General features: G+C 46.6%; 10 protein-coding genes, 10 tRNA genes and 3 rRNA genes. 22 read left to right on the top strand and 1 reads right to left on the bottom strand.

Features of this window, described 5'->3' with window-relative positions; all coding sequences use genetic code 11:
• The first annotated feature begins 32 nt into the window (after nucleotides 1-32).
• From MKY52_RS08500 to MKY52_RS08395, 22 genes are all read left to right on the top strand, one after another.
• Nucleotides 33-290 (top strand): pro-sigmaK processing inhibitor BofA family protein, encoded by a 258-nt coding sequence (locus MKY52_RS08500; RefSeq protein ID WP_371915754.1) that lies wholly within the window; start codon nucleotides 33-35, stop codon nucleotides 288-290.
• A 302-nt stretch (nucleotides 291-592) separates the two neighbouring features.
• Nucleotides 593-2,150, top strand: a 16S ribosomal RNA gene (locus tag MKY52_RS08495).
• Between the two features lie 124 nt (nucleotides 2,151-2,274).
• A 5S ribosomal RNA gene (rrf, locus tag MKY52_RS08490) occupies nucleotides 2,275-2,391 on the top strand.
• Between the two features lie 45 nt (nucleotides 2,392-2,436).
• Nucleotides 2,437-2,513: transfer RNA gene (locus MKY52_RS08485), tRNA-Ile, on the top strand.
• 85 nt (nucleotides 2,514-2,598) lie between these two features.
• A tRNA-Ala gene (locus tag MKY52_RS08480) sits at nucleotides 2,599-2,674 on the top strand.
• A gap of 139 nt (nucleotides 2,675-2,813) precedes the next feature.
• Nucleotides 2,814-5,742: ribosomal RNA gene (locus MKY52_RS08475) — 23S ribosomal RNA — on the top strand.
• The 16S, 23S and 5S rRNA genes sit together here with 10 tRNA genes alongside, the layout of an rRNA operon.
• An 82-nt stretch (nucleotides 5,743-5,824) precedes the next feature.
• Nucleotides 5,825-5,916, top strand: a tRNA-Ser gene (locus MKY52_RS08470).
• Nucleotides 5,917-5,946: 30 nt separating this feature from the next.
• A tRNA-Met gene (locus MKY52_RS08465) sits at nucleotides 5,947-6,023 on the top strand.
• Between the two features lie 8 nt (nucleotides 6,024-6,031).
• A tRNA-Val gene (locus tag MKY52_RS08460) sits at nucleotides 6,032-6,107 on the top strand.
• 33 nt (nucleotides 6,108-6,140) lie between these two features.
• Nucleotides 6,141-6,216: transfer RNA gene (locus MKY52_RS08455), tRNA-Thr, on the top strand.
• A 13-nt stretch (nucleotides 6,217-6,229) separates the two neighbouring features.
• Nucleotides 6,230-6,307 (top strand) — tRNA-Asp (locus MKY52_RS08450).
• Between the two features lie 66 nt (nucleotides 6,308-6,373).
• Nucleotides 6,374-6,446 (top strand) — tRNA-Phe (locus MKY52_RS08445).
• A 9-nt stretch (nucleotides 6,447-6,455) separates the two neighbouring features.
• A tRNA-Tyr gene (locus tag MKY52_RS08440) sits at nucleotides 6,456-6,541 on the top strand.
• A gap of 5 nt (nucleotides 6,542-6,546) precedes the next feature.
• Nucleotides 6,547-6,619 (top strand) — tRNA-Lys (locus MKY52_RS08435).
• Nucleotides 6,620-6,768: 149 nt separating this feature from the next.
• Entirely contained in the window at nucleotides 6,769-7,863 is a 1,095-nt protein-coding gene (locus tag MKY52_RS08430) for a PucR family transcriptional regulator (RefSeq protein ID WP_042183986.1), read from the top strand.
• Nucleotides 7,864-7,977: 114 nt separating this feature from the next.
• Nucleotides 7,978-9,099: an ABC transporter ATP-binding protein gene (locus MKY52_RS08425; RefSeq protein ID WP_042123255.1), complete on the top strand. Its 1,122-nt coding sequence runs from the start codon at nucleotides 7,978-7,980 to the stop codon at nucleotides 9,097-9,099.
• Between the two features lie 210 nt (nucleotides 9,100-9,309).
• The gene (hprK, locus tag MKY52_RS08420; protein WP_042183988.1) at nucleotides 9,310-10,248 is read left to right on the top strand and encodes an HPr(Ser) kinase/phosphatase; all 939 of its coding nucleotides are present in this window, start codon (nucleotides 9,310-9,312) and stop codon (nucleotides 10,246-10,248) included.
• A 12-nt stretch (nucleotides 10,249-10,260) separates the two neighbouring features.
• Nucleotides 10,261-11,292: a prolipoprotein diacylglyceryl transferase gene (lgt, locus tag MKY52_RS08415; RefSeq protein WP_341050938.1), complete on the top strand. Its 1,032-nt coding sequence runs from the start codon at nucleotides 10,261-10,263 to the stop codon at nucleotides 11,290-11,292.
• Nucleotides 11,293-11,297: 5 nt separating this feature from the next.
• On the top strand, nucleotides 11,298-11,954 hold the full coding sequence (ppaX, locus tag MKY52_RS08410; RefSeq protein ID WP_076286834.1) for a pyrophosphatase PpaX: 657 nt from the start codon (nucleotides 11,298-11,300) through the stop codon (nucleotides 11,952-11,954).
• The gene (locus MKY52_RS08405; RefSeq protein WP_341050937.1) at nucleotides 11,951-12,460 is read left to right on the top strand and encodes an acyltransferase; all 510 of its coding nucleotides are present in this window, start codon (nucleotides 11,951-11,953) and stop codon (nucleotides 12,458-12,460) included. Before ppaX ends, MKY52_RS08405 begins: the two co-directional genes overlap by 4 nt.
• A 293-nt stretch (nucleotides 12,461-12,753) precedes the next feature.
• A complete protein-coding gene (locus MKY52_RS08400) occupies nucleotides 12,754-13,950 on the top strand; it encodes an acyltransferase (protein ID WP_341050935.1) in 1,197 nt (398 codons plus the stop codon).
• Between the two features lie 42 nt (nucleotides 13,951-13,992).
• Nucleotides 13,993-15,147: an acyltransferase gene (locus MKY52_RS08395; protein ID WP_076286831.1), complete on the top strand. Its 1,155-nt coding sequence runs from the start codon at nucleotides 13,993-13,995 to the stop codon at nucleotides 15,145-15,147.
• Between the two features lie 72 nt (nucleotides 15,148-15,219).
• Here the strand turns inward: MKY52_RS08395 and gntK are convergent, their stop codons facing one another.
• Nucleotides 15,220-16,749 carry a gluconokinase gene (gntK, locus tag MKY52_RS08390; RefSeq protein WP_341053375.1) on the bottom strand — a complete coding sequence of 510 codons (1,530 nt, stop codon included), beginning with the start codon at nucleotides 16,747-16,749 and terminating at the stop codon, nucleotides 15,220-15,222.
• Between the last annotated feature and the right edge of the window lie 115 nt (nucleotides 16,750-16,864).

The raw sequence follows: 16,864 nt of genomic DNA, 5'->3' as shown, positions 1-16,864 counted from the left end.
ATGGAAATATAGGAGGGATCAACATGCTAAGAATGTTAGCTATAGGAGTACTGGTCATATCGGTTGTATTGTTGAGTGTAATTGTATTCCGGAAAAAACTTGGCTTTGGATGGCTTAGTCTGTTCGGAGCTCATTTGGTACTGGCTGCGCTCGCGATATATGTAGTGAATTTCTCGGGTTTAATCACACAAGTTCATATTCCCCTGAATCCCGCAACCATAGGCGCAGTAACGGTTCTTGGCCTTCCAGGCGTAGTAATGTTAATAGGATTAAGAATTATTTTGTTTTAATGCTTGACGTGAGTTTGAAAAATATGATACATTAAGTCTCGCCCCTTTGGACAAGATGTTGATTAACAACTTGCTGAAACGGTAAGCGAAAAAAAGAAATTAAAAAAACGCTTGACGAAAACAAAGGTGCTGTGATATATTATAAAGGTCGCTGCTGACAAGCAACGACAACGAAAGATGAGACATTGATCTTTGAAAACTGAACAACGAGTGAGTGGGAAATCACGAAAGTGAAATCCGAAATTAGAGAATTAATTTTCTCGTCAGATGTTTCAAAATGAGCATATCGCTCTTTTCAATACTAATTGGAGAGTTTGATCCTGGCTCAGGACGAACGCTGGCGGCGTGCCTAATACATGCAAGTCGAGCGGAGTTATTTTGAAAGCTTGCTTTCAAAATAACTTAGCGGCGGACGGGTGAGTAACACGTAGGCAACCTGCCCCTTAGACTGGGATAACTACCGGAAACGGTAGCTAATACCGGATAATTTCTTTTTTCTCCTGAAGAAAGAATGAAAGACGGAGCAATCTGTCACTGAGGGATGGGCCTGCGGCGCATTAGCTAGTTGGTGGGGTAACGGCCCACCAAGGCGACGATGCGTAGCCGACCTGAGAGGGTGAACGGCCACACTGGGACTGAGACACGGCCCAGACTCCTACGGGAGGCAGCAGTAGGGAATCTTCCGCAATGGACGAAAGTCTGACGGAGCAACGCCGCGTGAGTGATGAAGGTTTTCGGATCGTAAAGCTCTGTTGCCAGGGAAGAACGTCCGGTAGAGTAACTGCTATCGGAGTGACGGTACCTGAGAAGAAAGCCCCGGCTAACTACGTGCCAGCAGCCGCGGTAATACGTAGGGGGCAAGCGTTGTCCGGAATTATTGGGCGTAAAGCGCGCGCAGGCGGTCATTTAAGTCTGGTGTTTAAACCTTGGGCTCAACCTGAGGTCGCACTGGAAACTGGGTGACTTGAGTACAGAAGAGGAAAGTGGAATTCCACGTGTAGCGGTGAAATGCGTAGATATGTGGAGGAACACCAGTGGCGAAGGCGACTTTCTGGGCTGTAACTGACGCTGAGGCGCGAAAGCGTGGGGAGCAAACAGGATTAGATACCCTGGTAGTCCACGCCGTAAACGATGAGTGCTAGGTGTTAGGGGTTTCGATACCCTTGGTGCCGAAGTTAACACAGTAAGCACTCCGCCTGGGGAGTACGGTCGCAAGACTGAAACTCAAAGGAATTGACGGGGACCCGCACAAGCAGTGGAGTATGTGGTTTAATTCGAAGCAACGCGAAGAACCTTACCAGGTCTTGACATCCCTCTGAATCCACTAGAGATAGTGGCGGCCTTCGGGACAGAGGAGACAGGTGGTGCATGGTTGTCGTCAGCTCGTGTCGTGAGATGTTGGGTTAAGTCCCGCAACGAGCGCAACCCTTAACTTTAGTTGCCAGCAAGTAATGTTGGGCACTCTAGAGTGACTGCCGGTGACAAACCGGAGGAAGGTGGGGATGACGTCAAATCATCATGCCCCTTATGACCTGGGCTACACACGTACTACAATGGCCGGTACAACGGGAAGCGAAGCCGCGAGGTGAAGCCAATCCCATCAAAGCCGGTCTCAGTTCGGATTGCAGGCTGCAACTCGCCTGCATGAAGTCGGAATTGCTAGTAATCGCGGATCAGCATGCCGCGGTGAATACGTTCCCGGGTCTTGTACACACCGCCCGTCACACCACGAGAGTTTACAACACCCGAAGTCGGTGGGGTAACCCGCAAGGGAGCCAGCCGCCGAAGGTGGGGTAGATGATTGGGGTGAAGTCGTAACAAGGTAGCCGTATCGGAAGGTGCGGCTGGATCACCTCCTTTCTATGGAGAATCGTCTTCTGCAATGAAGACATTCAAATCGGAAGTTAAACTTTCACAATAGAACCTTAGGGTTCGAACACTCACTCGTGTTCAGTTTTGAAAGAGCAAGTCTCTTTCGTATGCGTTTGGTGGCGATAGCGGAGGGGTTCCACACGTACCCATCCCGAACACGACCGTTAAGCCCTCCAGCGCCGATGGTACTTGGACCGAAGGGTCCTGGGAGAGTAGGACGCCGCCAAGCGGACAACCATTCTTTGGTTGATTCACAATATTATATATGTTATATGGGCTTTTAGCTCAGTTGGTTAGAGCGCACCTCTGATAAGGGTGAGGTCGGTGGTTCGAGTCCACCAAGGCCCACCATATGACATTATAGAGTAACGAGGCCTCCGAAAAGTAATCGGAATTAGCTTCGAAGCTACACTTCACTTTTTGGAGTGAATTTCATGGGGCCATAGCTCAGCTGGGAGAGCGCCTGCCTTGCAAGCAGGAGGTCAGCGGTTCGATCCCGCTTGGCTCCACCATAATTTTTAATTCAATACCTTCTTTAAACTTGATCCTTGAAAACTGGATACCGAAACGAATTTGCGTTTTAGAACATCTTTTAGCAACTTGTGTAAACAAGTAAATGTTATTAGTGAGATTTTTCTTAGGAAAAATCAAGGTTAAGCTAATAAGAGCACACGGAGGATGCCTAGGCGCCAGGAGCCGACGAAGGACGTGGCGAACAACGAAACTGCCTCGGGGAGCTGTAAGCAAGCTTTGATCCGGGGGTGTCCGAATGGGGAAACCCAGCTGTGGTAATTCGCAGTTACTCATCTCTGAACACATAGGAGATGTAGAGGCAGACCAGGGGAACTGAAACATCTAAGTACCCTGAGGAAGAGAAAACAATAGTGATTCCGTCAGTAGCGGCGAGCGAACGCGGAACAGCCTAAACCTAAGAGCTTGCTCTTAGGGGTTGTGGGACGTCTCACATGGAGTTACAAAGGAATATGGTAGGTGAAGAGGTCTGGAAAGGCCCGCGATAGAGGTAAAAGCCCTGTAACCTAAACTGTGTTCTCTCCGAGACGGATCCCGAGTAGTGCGGGGCACGTGAAACCCCGTATGAATCCAGCAGGACCATCTGCTAAGGCTAAATACTACCTGGCGACCGATAGTGAAACAGTACCGTGAGGGAAAGGTGAAAAGCACCCCGGAAGGGGAGTGAAATAGAACCTGAAACCGTGTGCTTACAAAAAGTCAGAGCCCTATTTATGGGTGATGGCGTGCCTTTTGTAGAATGAACCGGCGAGTTACGTTTAACATGCAAGGTTAAGTCGAGAAGACGGAGCCGCAGCGAAAGCGAGTCTGAATAGGGCGATTGAGTATGTGGACGTAGACCCGAAACCGTGTGATCTACCCCTGTCCAGGGTGAAGGTGCGGTAACACGCACTGGAGGCCCGAACCCACGCATGTTGAAAAATGCGGGGATGAGGTGGGGGTAGCGGAGAAATTCCAATCGAACTCGGAGATAGCTGGTTCTCCCCGAAATAGCTTTAGGGCTAGCCTCGGTATAAGAGTAGTGGAGGTAGAGCACTGATTGGGTGCGGGGTCCGCAAGGATTACCAAGCTCAGTCAAACTCCGAATGCCATATACTTATTGCCGGGAGTCAGACAGTGAGTGCTAAGATCCATTGTCAAAAGGGAAACAGCCCAGACCATCAGCTAAGGTCCCCAAGTGTGTGTTAAGTGGGAAAGGATGTGGAGTTGCACAGACAACCAGGATGTTGGCTTAGAAGCAGCCACCATTGAAAGAGTGCGTAATAGCTCACTGGTCGAGTGACTCTGCGCCGAAAATGTAACGGGGCTAAACACACCACCGAAGCTATGGCTAGATACGTATGTATCTGGGGTAGGGGAGCGTTGTATGTGGGTTGAAGGTGTACCGTAAGGAGCGCTGGACAGCATACAAGTGAGAATGCCGGTATGAGTAACGAAAAGATCAGTGAGAATCTGATCCGCCGAAAGCCCAAGGTTTCCTGAGGAAGGCTCGTCCGCTCAGGGTAAGTCGGGACCTAAGGCGAGGCCGAAAGGCGTAGTCGAAGGACAACAGTTTGAAATTACTGTACCACCGTAATCCGCTATGAGCGATGGGGTGACGCAGGAGGGTAGTGACGCGGACTGATGGATATGTCCGTCTAAGCAGTGAGGCTGATGTGTAGGCAAATCCGCACATCGTTAAGGCTGGGCTGTGATGGGGAGCGAAAATTATAGTAGCGAAGGTCATGATCTCACACTGCCAAGAAAAGCCTCTAGCCAGGAGAAGGTGCCCGTACCGCAAACCGACACAGGTAGGCGAGAAGAGAATTCTAAGGCGCGCGGAAGAACTCTCGTTAAGGAACTCGGCAAAATGACCCCGTAACTTCGGGAGAAGGGGTGCCCCGGTAGTGTGAATAGCACGAGGGGGCCGCAGTGAAAAGGCCCAAGCGACTGTTTAGCAAAAACACAGGTCTGTGCGAAGCCGCAAGGCGAAGTATACGGGCTGACGCCTGCCCGGTGCTGGAAGGTTAAGGGGAGTGGTTAGGGGTAACCCGAAGCTATGAACCGAAGCCCCAGTAAACGGCGGCCGTAACTATAACGGTCCTAAGGTAGCGAAATTCCTTGTCAGGTAAATTCTGACCCGCACGAATGGCGTAACGACTTGGGCGCTGTCTCAACGAGAGATCCGGTGAAATTTTAATACCTGTGAAGATGCAGGTTACCCGCGACAAGACGGAAAGACCCCATGGAGCTTTACTGCAGCTTGATATTGAATTTGGGTACGATCTGTACAGGATAGGTGGGAGCCGTAGAAATCGGAGCGCAAGCTTCGGTGGAGGCGCCGTTGGGATACCACCCTGATCGTATCTAGGTTCTAACCTAGTACCCTTACCGGGTACGGGGACCGTGTCAGGCGGGCAGTTTGACTGGGGCGGTCGCCTCCTAAAGAGTAACGGAGGCGTTCCAAGGTTCCCTCAGAATGGTTGGAAATCATTCGAAGAGTGCAAAGGCATAAGGGAGCTTGACTGCGAGACCTACAAGTCGAGCAGGGACGAAAGTCGGACTTAGTGATCCGGTGGTACCGCATGGAAGGGCCATCGCTCAACGGATAAAAGCTACCCTGGGGATAACAGGCTTATCTCCCCCAAGAGTCCACATCGACGGGGAGGTTTGGCACCTCGATGTCGGCTCATCGCATCCTGGGGCTGAAGTAGGTCCCAAGGGTTGGGCTGTTCGCCCATTAAAGCGGTACGCGAGCTGGGTTCAGAACGTCGTGAGACAGTTCGGTCCCTATCTGTCGTGGGCGCAGGAAATTTGAGAGGAGCTGTCCTTAGTACGAGAGGACCGGGATGGACGTACCGCTGGTGCACCAGTTGTTTCGCCAGAAGCATGGCTGGGTAGCTACGTACGGACGGGATAAGCGCTGAAAGCATCTAAGCGTGAAGCCCCCCTCAAGATGAGATTTCCCAATTAGTAAGACCCCTTGAAGACGACGAGGTAGATAGGTTGGAGGTGGAAGTGCAGTAATGCATGGAGCTGACCAATACTAATCGGTCGAGGGCTTATCCTATACTTAAAACGTAAATTCAATTCGGATTCAGTTTTCAGGGAGTCAAATTCCTGTTTGGATTGCTGTGGTACTGATATCGTTTGGAGAGATACCCAAGTGGCTATAAGGGGACCCTCTGCTAAGGGGTTAGACTGCGTAAGCGGTGCGTGGGTTCGAATCCCACTCTCTCCGCCATTTTCAATCCATAGCATTTCTAATTATTGTGGCGGTGTAGCTCAGCTGGCTAGAGCGTACGGTTCATACCCGTGAGGTCGGGGGTTCGATCCCCTTCGCCGCTACCATAATACCTGGAGGCTTAGCTCAGCTGGGAGAGCATCTGCCTTACAAGCAGAGGGTCGGGGGTTCGATCCCCTCAGCCTCCACCATTATTACTTTTTTAGAATTACTTTTTACACCGTGCCGGTGTAGCTCAACTGGTAGAGCAACTGACTTGTAATCAGTAGGTTGGGGGTTCAAGTCCTCTCGCCGGCACCATTATTATCAATGCGGAACCGTGGTGTAGTTGGCCTAACATGCCTGCCTGTCACGCAGGAGATCGCGAGTTCGAATCTCGTCGGTTCCGCCATTTTTTTCCACAAGACTAGGGTGGGAAGTTTAATGCTACCACTTTATTTTTATGTCAATTTAATATGGCTCGATAGCTCAGTCGGTAGAGCAGAGGACTGAAAATCCTCGTGTCGGCGGTTCGAATCCGTCTCGAGCCACTTTTTCCTGGGGGATTAGCGAAGTGGCCAAACGCATCAGACTGTAAATCTGCTCACGTACGTGTTCGGTGGTTCGAATCCATCATCCCCCACCATTTATGAGCCATTAGCTCAGTTGGTAGAGCACCTGACTTTTAATCAGGGTGTCGAAGGTTCGAGTCCTTCATGGCTCATCCCAAACAGAAAGTCATCACCTTATGGTGGTGGCTTTTTTTGTGTTTTATGGTTGTATTATAGTAGCGCGCTACTGTAGCGATTAACATAATATAAGAGAATATGCTAAAATAGGCGAAAAGAGCAAAAGTGGTGGAGCATGGTGACTATGGATAGTGAGACATTGCGGAAAAAATTAGAGCAGCTCACCGGAAAGAGAACCGGAATCAAGCAGTTAGGGAGGCAGCATTCAGCTTCTCTTTTTAGCATGGGATTAGAAGGACAGGATCAGCTGGTAATCCATGAGGGTCATCTCTGGGCACCTTTGTATGAGAGTGACGGACGTATAACCGCTGTCTGGGTAGAAATGGAGGGGCTCACCTCTCTGGAAGTACAACTGGTCAACTATGCAGTTCGAAATTTTGCTATTGCACTTAAAGCTACAGGGCTTAGAGAAGAAGGTGAAGTGGAGGCGCGGCAGCTTGGCGCTTGGTTGAACACGGAGCTAGAGCAAGAGAAGAATGACACTGAAATTCCCGATGAGATCACCCTAAAGGGACGTCTGTTCGGAGATATGATTCCATTCCTCCTTAGTAGTGAGATTGCCCATAGTCCACAGATCTCTTATCGTTCACTGATGAAATTACTGCGTAGCTATTTTGAGAACGAAATTCTGCTCATTCCCCTTCAAGAGAAGGAATGGTTAATTTTAGCTCGTAAAGAATTACTTACGGGCGGGGATGATAAGGATGATGAAGAAGAGAGTGTAGATGATCTTCTAGCACAGACTAGTATGGGGTTACATGAGCTGATAGCTAGTGAATGGGTAGGGGTATTCCATTTGGCAGTAGCTCCGGCTATAGTCCCTGTTAAGGGATTGACTGGATCTGTAGCTTTGCTCAGGGAGACGATTGTTCTCGGTCGTATTTTTCAAGTAGGAGAGTATATTCATTTACCTTGGGAACTGCATTTGGAACGTCTGGTTAACAGCATTCCTGATGTACGCCGCAAACAGTTGCTTGGACAAATTGGTGACTATTCCTCTGTACTATCAGATAAAGAAATGCTGCTGACTTTGGAGACCTTTTTTGAGATGGACTGTAATGTAAGTGAAACCGCCAAGAAGTTGTATATCCATCGTAATACGCTGCTTTATCGTCTGGATAAGATAAAACAAGAGACCGGAGCAGATGTACGAAGCTTTGGGGACGCTGCTATTGTTAAGCTTACTATGCTTTTGTATAAAGTGACGAAAAGGAAATAGGTTTTTTGTGAACCTTACAAATAGCCATAGTGTCCCGACTGGGGTAATATAAATGTACAAGGAAACAGATTTTTTATATTAACTAATTAATAATTAACTCGAGGGGGAAATACAATGGCAGGCGTACGTTTAGAGCATATTTTCAAAAAATACCCGGGTTCAGATAAAGCAACAGTAATCGATATCAATCTTGATATTAAAGATAAGGAATTTCTAGTATTGGTTGGACCTTCCGGTTGCGGTAAATCCACAACTTTGCGTATGATCGCTGGTTTGGAAGAAATCTCCGAAGGTAAAATGTACATTGGCGATCGTGTAGTTAATGACGTTGCACCTAAAGACCGCGATATCGCGATGGTATTCCAATCCTACGCCCTGTATCCGCATATGAGCGTATACCAAAACATGGCTTTCGGTTTGAAACTTCGTAAAGTGAAGAAGGATGAAATCGACAAGAAAGTTCGCGAAGCTGCTAAAATTCTTGATATCGAGCATTTGCTAGATCGTAAACCAAAAGCGCTTTCCGGTGGTCAACGCCAACGTGTCGCTTTGGGACGCGCTATCGTACGTGATCCACAAGTCTTCTTGATGGATGAGCCTCTTTCCAACTTGGATGCTAAACTTCGTGGTCAAATGCGTGCTGAAATCACTAAACTGGTTAAGCGCCTTGAAACTACTTGTATCTACGTAACGCATGACCAAACAGAAGCTATGACAATGGGTGATCGCATCGTAGTTATGTATGATGGTATCATTCAACAAGCAGCTTCCCCTGAAGAGTTGTACAATGAACCTACAAACTTGTTCGTAGCTGGATTTATCGGATCCCCTACTATGAACTTTATCAATGGTACTTTGTCCGAAGTGAGCGGTTCTATCCGTTTCCGTGCTGAGAACCTTGATGTTGAAGTACCAGGCGGAAAAGCTCAAATCATCCGCAACAAAGGTTACATCGGTAAAGAAGTAATCATGGGCGTTCGTCCAGAAGATATCCATGAAGAGCCAGTATTCTTGGAAGCTTCCCCGAACACAATCTTCACTTCATTGGTTGATGTTACTGAAAACCTTGGTCACGAAATGCTCCTTTACTTGAGCGGCCTTGGTAAATCTACTGTAATCGCTCGTGTAGATGGACGTTCCACTACTCGCGAAGGCAGCAAGCCTAAATTGGCTATTGATATGAACAAAATTCACTTCTTTGATAAAGAATCCGAAGCTAACATTTTGTTGGGATAAGATTGTAAAGATCTTTTCTCTCTTGATAAAGCCACCCGAAAGGGTGGCTTTATTGTTTAGATGGCCCCTGTTTGGTTAGGCGCTAAGATTGCATTCATAAGCGTTATCAATTAAGATAGCAGGAGAATTACCTCCGGAATGTAAAGAGATCGCTGCCAACCGGACGCAGTAAGCGGACAAATACCGCAGGTGACGAAAGGACGAAATTACATGGCTAAGAAAGTAAAAGTATCTGAATTGGTACAGCATTTTCAATTAGAGGTTATTTCCGGCCAGGAAGGTCTAAAGAGACCCATTACAGTCGATGACCTGAATCGCCCTGGACTAGAGATTGCTGGTTATTTTGAATATTATCCAGAAGAACGTGTTCAATTGCTAGGCAAAACAGAACTCGCTTTTTTCTCCATGCTGCCCGAAGCTGAGCGGAAAAGCCGACTTCGTGGAATTTGCAATGATAACACACCTTGTATTGTAATTACACGTGGTTTAGAAGTGCCTCAGGAGTTAATTGACATAAGTAATGAAAAGGCCCTTCCTGTACTTCGCAGCTCGATGGCTACGACTATTTTCTCCAGCCGTTTGACGAGCTTCCTAGAAGGAAAATTAGCCCCTACGGCGACTATTCATGGCGTACTTTGTGATGTATATGGTGTAGGTATGCTAATTACGGGTAGTAGTGGGATTGGTAAAAGTGAAACAGCCCTTGAGCTTGTAAAACGTGGTCATCGATTGATTGCTGATGATGCCGTAGAAATCCGTCAGACTTCAGATAACCAGCTGCATGGTACAGCCCCTGAGTTAATCCGTCATTTACTGGAGATCCGTGGAGTAGGTATCATTAATGTAATGACACTTTTTGGTGCGGGTGCCATTCGTAATCATAAACGGATTACACTTGTTGTTAGATTGGAAGCGTGGCAACAAGACAAGCAGTATGATCGACTTGGACTTGATGAGGAAACGACACGGATTATTGACACAGATGTTCCGCTTGTAACGATTCCCGTACGCCCAGGACGTAACCTTGCAGTTATTATAGAGGTTGCAGCGATGAACTATCGCCTGAAACAAATGGGCTTTAATGCAGCCCTGCAGTTCACGAATAAGCTAACTGCGACCATATCTGAAGATATGGATGATCTCGATTAGGAGTGTGAGAGAATGTTCCCATTAGCACTAAATCCTATTGTCTTCTCAATTGGATCACTGCAAGTACACTGGTACGGATTAATACTAGGTTTCGGTGCACTCGCGGGGTTATTTCTTGCGATCCGCGAGGGCAAACGGTTTGGTATACCACAAGAATTCTTTATGGATATGCTGCTGCTAGGTGTGCCTTCGGCCATTATTGGGGCACGGATTTACTTTGTAGCGTTTAAATGGGAGGATTATAAGGATAATTTAATAGATGTCTTTAAGATCTGGAATGGTGGCATCGCCATTTACGGTGCGTTAATTGGAGCCATTATTTGCGGGATTATTTATTTCCGCTATAAAGGCTACCCCTTCTGGCGTATCGTTGATATTTGTGCACCTGGACTACTTGCGGGTCAAATGATTGGACGCTGGGGAAACTTTGTCAACCAAGAGGCATACGGCAGCGTGGTTGAAGAGTCGTTTTTACGGGATAAACTGCATTTACCTGACTTCATTGTGAACCAAATGTACATAGGGGATGCTTTTCATCATCCGACCTTCTTGTATGAATCTCTTTGGAGCTTACTGGGTATCGCGCTACTAATGGTTCTTCGTCGTCAGAAGTTTGTGCGAGCCGGTGAGATCTTCATGTCTTACTTTATATGGTATTCCATCGGTCGTTTCTTTATTGAAGCCATACGTACAGACAGCTTGGCATTTAATGGAAGCTCAGGCTTGGCGTCCTTTATGAACGGATTATGGAAACCGATGGAATGGTTAGGTTTTGAGCAAGGATACTTGGACCCAAGCTATGGAAATATCCGTATTTCTCAGCTGCTTGCTCTACTGATCATCGTCGCAGCTGTACTGCTTATCATTATTCGTAGGGTCACCGGAGAGCCTAAAGCACATTATTCTGATCCTATCGTATGTACTAAACCGATCAAAGCAGATACCATAGTGCCTGAAAGCGCAGTAAATACACCGCAGAAAGCTCGTCACGGGGCTCAACCTGAGCAAGGACAGCCTGCGGATGGAGATAAGAAGGAGCAGTAAAGCTTATGATAGAATGCGTTCTTTTTGATCTAGATGGAACGATTGTCGATACGAATGAGCTAATTATTAGTTCGTTTATGTACGCGCTGAAGGACAATGGTCTAGCTCCACTCACTAGGGAAGAGATTATTCCGCATATGGGCACAACCCTTCAGCAACAGATGAGAGTCTTCTCTGGACTTGAGGATGTAAGTGGTGCGCTTGAGAAATCCTACCGTTCTTATAATTATGAACATCACGATGAGTTAGTACGTCCCTTTCCTCAAGTGAATGAGACAATGGAAGAGCTCTTACGTCGTGGAATTAAAATGGGGATTGTGACCACAAAAATTCGTCCAACAACGATTAAATCGCTTGAGATGTTTGATTTGCTAAAGTACATGGATACGATTGTGACGGTGAACGATGTTACTGAACCAAAGCCACATCCAGAGCCTGTTCTGACAGCAGTCAATAACCTTGGCGTTGATCCTCGTAAAACACTTATGGTGGGTGACAGTACGGTTGATATTCAGTCAGCAAAAGCTGCTGGTGTATATGCGGCTGGAGTATCGTGGTCTTTAAAAGGCGAAGAGACTCTCCGCAAGTATGATCCCGACTATATCATCCATAACATGAAGGATATTATAGAAATTGTGGAGCGAGGAACGAGTGAATCGTGAGAAAGTTAACCCGATATCCTGTAGAAGGTCATAACTCACTTTGGTACATTTACCGTACGGTCAGCCCGTGGAAGGGTGTCCGCAACTTTATTTTTATTCAGATTGCCCGTTATTGCCCGATTCTACCGTTAAAGAACTGGATCTATCGTCGGATTCTCGGGATGAAGGTAGGCAAGCATACCTCCTTCGGTCTGATGGCGATGGTGGATGTATTTTTTCCGGAAAAAATAACGGTGGGTGAGAACTCTATTATCGGTTATAACACGACGATTCTGGCGCATGAGTATTTAATCAAGGAGTATCGCCTGGGAGAAGTAGTGATTGGTGAAAATGTATTGATTGGCGCGAATACAACGATTCTTCCCGGTGTAACCATCGGTGATTGGGCAGTTGTTGCCGCAGGATCAGTAGTACACAAGAATGTGGCGGCTGGCTCTTTTGTAGGAGGCAATCCACTGCGAGAGCTACGTCCAGCTTCATCGGAAGATTCTTCGGAACAAGTGTAAAAGATGCTTCGTAAACCCTGCAGTTTCATATTGCGTTTTTTTAGCGCAGGATCTGCAGGGTTTCTTGCGTCTTGGAGAAGCATATTAAGAAAACTTTAAGATCTTCTTAAGTTTTTTATTCGGATGTAGGCGGTATAATTAACCTTAGTAATCACGTAAATCCCACGCTAGGCATTCAGCGTCAAATATCAGAATGTAAATTCAGCAAGTGCAGACTTCCTGGTATGTTCAGTTTCCACATTCCGCTTAGCGTCTCTATGAACAACCATCATAGTAGAGAAGAGGAATTTAATATGAATACTGTGAGACAGGAAAGGCTGCCCCAGCTGGATATTTTCAGAGCTCTAGCTATATTAGGAGTGCTGCATGTGCATGCCTCATCTTTTGCTGCTGGAGAGCAGGCACTGCATTCACCTTATTATTACTGGCTGAACTGGATTAACATTTTCTTTAAATTCGGTACGCCCTCATTTATTTTCCTTAGCAGCTTCGTATTGTTTTATAATTATTATGGTCGTCCTGTGACACGCAGCTTGATCATTAATTTCTATCGTCGGCGATTAAAGTATATCTTACTGCCTTATTTGCTAGCTTCTATGGGCTATTATGCACTAACTCTATATGTGAACGGACGATTGATGCAGAGCCTTGGAGGCAACTTGTTAAGCTTTTCTAGAGCGTTATTCTCGGGTTCCGCATATGCGCATTTGTATTTTGTCTTTATTAGCATTCAGTTTTATTTGCTTTTTCCAGTGCTGCTTAAGCTACTGCAGAGTTCCCGCTTCTTAATGAAATGGGCGATACCGATGGGTTTGGCGCTTCAGTGGGGTTTTATTTTTTGGAATAAGTACGAACTGCACATTGTTGAAAAAGGGAGCTTGGCGATCTCCTACCTGGCCTATTATATGATGGGTGCTTATCTTGCCATTCACTTTGAGAAGGTGAAGCTGTGGCTGATAAAGCCATGGAGTGAGCTGGCTGCCAAGCAAAAGAGATGGACTGCCTTATTAGTGAGCTTGTGGTTAATTGCAGCCTTTATCCATGTGCAGCTATGGTATGTAGCCCGCCATTTTGGGGTGTGGACGGATTCGCTGTGGTACGAGCTATTATGGAATGTCCATACGATGTTATCAGCATTGGTTCTGATGTACGCTGCATTTTTGCTTTATCGTAAGGCTCCTCGTGTGATCGTTGCTTTCTTGACTCGTTTAGGTGAGTTGTCATTTGCAATTTATTTGATTCATCCGCTATTGCTGGCGATATATCGCAGGTTCCGATATCATATTCCCTTGGAATCGCTAACTTATGTTTTCTTCATCTATGGAGGACTTGTAGTTGCACTGGGAGGAAGCTGGTTCATGGTGCAGTTTGCTTTTCACCGAATTCCTAAGTCATGGATCTTCTTGGGAAGTGTTCCTCGGTCTCTAGAATCTAGTTCCAAGGTAAGGTCAGGACATGCCTCGGAGGAGATGAGGAAGGTTAATACTTGATTTGGCATCATTTTGATGCGGAGCTTAACAGGAGGAAAGATAATGAGACAAAAAGAAAGAATTCCGCAGCTGGATATTTTTCGAGCGATTGCTATTTTTGCAGTGCTAGCTATTCATGCTACTTCGCGAACGTTGGCGGAGACACTAGGTACAAACATGTTTCATCCGTTCTTATTTATTAATAAATTCAGCCAGTTCGCTGTACCTTCATTCATATTTTTGAGTGGGTTCGTGCTGTTCTATAACTATATTGATCGTCCTCTGGGTGGAAAGACGCTGGGGAAGTTCTACAGTAGAAGGCTGCTTTATATTATCGTGCCTTATGTACTATTTTCACTGTTGTATTTTGCATTAAAAATGACGGCGGGACATACATGGAGTTTACCTCCAGGGGAGATGGCTTCTAAGCTTTGGAAGTATTTGTGGACAGGAACAGCATACACGCATTTGTATTATATTATTATCATTATTCAGTTCTACGTATTGTTTCCGCTCATTCTGTGGTGTCTGCAAAAGGTTCGTCGTCTGGCGGCTTGGGCACCGCTAATCGGATTGATTCTACAATGGGGTTTTGTGTTGCTGAATAAATACATGACTAATAACGGGTATTGGCAGTTGTCCAAGGGCAGTCTGGCAATCACTTATTTCTCGTATTTCTTGCTGGGTGCGGGGATTGCAGTATACTATCCTTCTTTGAAAAAGTGGCTGGTACCTTCACGTGAAGGCTGGCGCGCCGGTAAAGGTCCGGTATGGATTACGTTGTGGTTGTTGTGGATCGTAGCTGGGGTTGTTCATGTTGAGCTATGGTTTAACAACTATACGAAGAAAACAGTCATCAATAGTTTATGGTATGAGGGATTCTCTAACCTTCATGCGCTACTCTCTTGTGTGGTGTTGTTACAAGTCTCCTTCTTATTGTACGGAGCGGGCCGAAGCTTGATTACAAGATTGTTGTTATCTGCCGGAGCTTGCTCTTTCGGAATCTATTTACTGCATCCGTTACTGCTATTTTTCTATAGAAAATTACCGTTTCACGGGGGTTCTCTTGCATATACCGCAGCGATTGCTGGGGGTTGGCTCTTTGCGTTGTTAGGTTCATGGGTGGTAGTGGCCTTTGCCTTCCGATATATTAAATCGGCTTGGATCATCTTCGGCTCGGGTCCACAGAAAGCAAAGGCAGAATCGAAAAGTGCATAGTCTATTGCAAGGAAATATAAAAGCGTCGGTTTTCCCACATATGTGGGCAGACCGACGCTTTTTATTTTTGCCCTATTCTCCAGCTTGTTCTCGCTGAAATTCTGCAATGGCTTGATACTGGCTTTCGAGACTACGGTAGACAGAAATATAGATCGGCAGCAGCTGCTTGTATATTTTGGTATGTTCATCCAATGGATCATGCTTATAGGTTGAACCAATCATGTCAAACACCACATCAAAGGAATCTACACGACCCGTAGCATAAAGGCCAAGTACAACCGCACCGAGGCAGGAGCTCTCGATACTCTCCGGAATGACAACCTCCTGATCAAAGATATCAGCCATCATCTGCCGCCACACTGAGGAGCGGGCGAAGCCGCCAGTGGCAAGGATTCTGCTTGGGCGTCCGATTTGCTCTTCCATAGCAAGGAGAACCATATACATATTGAAGATTACGCCCTCTAGTACTGATCGAATCATATGCTCCTTATGGTGGTTCATAGTAAGACCAAAGAAGGAGCCGCGGGCATCCGGATTCCACAGCGGCGCCCGTTCTCCAGTCAAGTAAGGATGGAATAAAAGTCCACCGCTTCCCGCAGGAACTTGCTCTGCAATGCGAGTCAGAACCTCGTAAGGATCAATGCCTAGTCGTTTGGCGGTTTCAACTTCAGAGGCCGCGAACTCGTCTCGTACCCAGCGGAACAGCATGCCGCCATTATTGACGGGTCCTCCGATCACCCAATGTTTTGGGGTTAAGTTATAACAGAAGGTCCGTCCTTTGGGATCGGTGAGCGGCTGATCCACTACGGTACGAATTGCTCCACTCGTACCAATCGTAGCGGCCACTACACCGGGTTCAATTGCACCTACGCCGAGATTGGACAGGACGCCGTCACTGGCGCCAATAACAAATGGGGTTGTAGGGAGCAGCAGAAGTTCCTCAGCTAGTCCAGGGAGCAGCCCTTGCATGATCTGCGTGGTGGGAACAAGCCGCGAGAGTTGATCCGCTGTAATATGAGCAATCTCTAAAGCTTCTTTATCCCACTCTAGATTCTCTAGATTGAGCATGCCTGTGGAAGAGGCAATGGAATGATCGATGACGTATTCGCCAAACAATCTTGCGAATATGTATTCTTTAATGGAAATAAATTTATAGGTTTGCTGGAACACGTCAGGCTGCTCTTCGCGAAGCCACATTAGCTTGGTGATCGGAGACATTGGGTGTATAGGTGTGCCTGTGCGTAGATACAATTCATGGCCGTTTAGCTCATCCTTCAAACGAAGTGCGCATCCGGCACTGCGATTATCGGCCCATGTGATGCAGGCAGTTAGGGCCTTACCCAGTTTATCAACTGCAATGACACTGTGCATGGCTGAACTGAAGGAGACGAATAGGATTTCATCCGCAGATACACCGCTTTGCCGCATAACTTTAGAGATAGTATGGAAGACTGCACTCAGGATTTGTTCTGGGTCCTGCTCCGCTATTGAGGGTGAGGGCTGATGTAAGGGATATCCTACATTAGCTTGTGCAGCTATGGCTCCTTTTTCCTCGAAGAGAACTGCTTTGGTACTTGTAGTTCCAATATCAACGCCAATCATATAGGATTTAGTCACGCATTAGCCCTTCTTTCTAGTTGTAAGTAGATTTTTAGAACACTAATTACAGAATTATGAAGTACAATCATATTAGCTCATTATAGTATTGGATAAACGT

Origin of the sequence: Paenibacillus sp. FSL P4-0184 (assembly GCF_038004625.1) — a bacterium.
Taxonomy (GTDB): domain Bacteria; phylum Bacillota; class Bacilli; order Paenibacillales; family Paenibacillaceae; genus Paenibacillus_AQ.
The sequence above is the reverse complement of the archived record's forward strand: the minus strand, read 5'-3'. Positions and strand labels throughout refer to the sequence as shown.

Coding starts and splice junctions, on each gene's coding strand:
- MKY52_RS08500 (WP_371915754.1), top strand. CDS start 33: ATGTTAGCTATAGGAGTACTGGTCATATCGGTTGTATTGTTGAGTGTA.
- MKY52_RS08430 (WP_042183986.1), top strand. CDS start 6,769: ATGGATAGTGAGACATTGCGGAAAAAATTAGAGCAGCTCACCGGAAAG.
- MKY52_RS08425 (WP_042123255.1), top strand. CDS start 7,978: ATGGCAGGCGTACGTTTAGAGCATATTTTCAAAAAATACCCGGGTTCA.
- hprK (WP_042183988.1), top strand. CDS start 9,310: ATGGCTAAGAAAGTAAAAGTATCTGAATTGGTACAGCATTTTCAATTA.
- lgt (WP_341050938.1), top strand. CDS start 10,261: ATGTTCCCATTAGCACTAAATCCTATTGTCTTCTCAATTGGATCACTG.
- ppaX (WP_076286834.1), top strand. CDS start 11,298: ATGATAGAATGCGTTCTTTTTGATCTAGATGGAACGATTGTCGATACG.
- MKY52_RS08400 (WP_341050935.1), top strand. CDS start 12,754: ATGAATACTGTGAGACAGGAAAGGCTGCCCCAGCTGGATATTTTCAGA.
- MKY52_RS08395 (WP_076286831.1), top strand. CDS start 13,993: ATGAGACAAAAAGAAAGAATTCCGCAGCTGGATATTTTTCGAGCGATT.
- gntK (WP_341053375.1), bottom strand. CDS start 16,749: ATGATTGGCGTTGATATTGGAACTACAAGTACCAAAGCAGTTCTCTTC.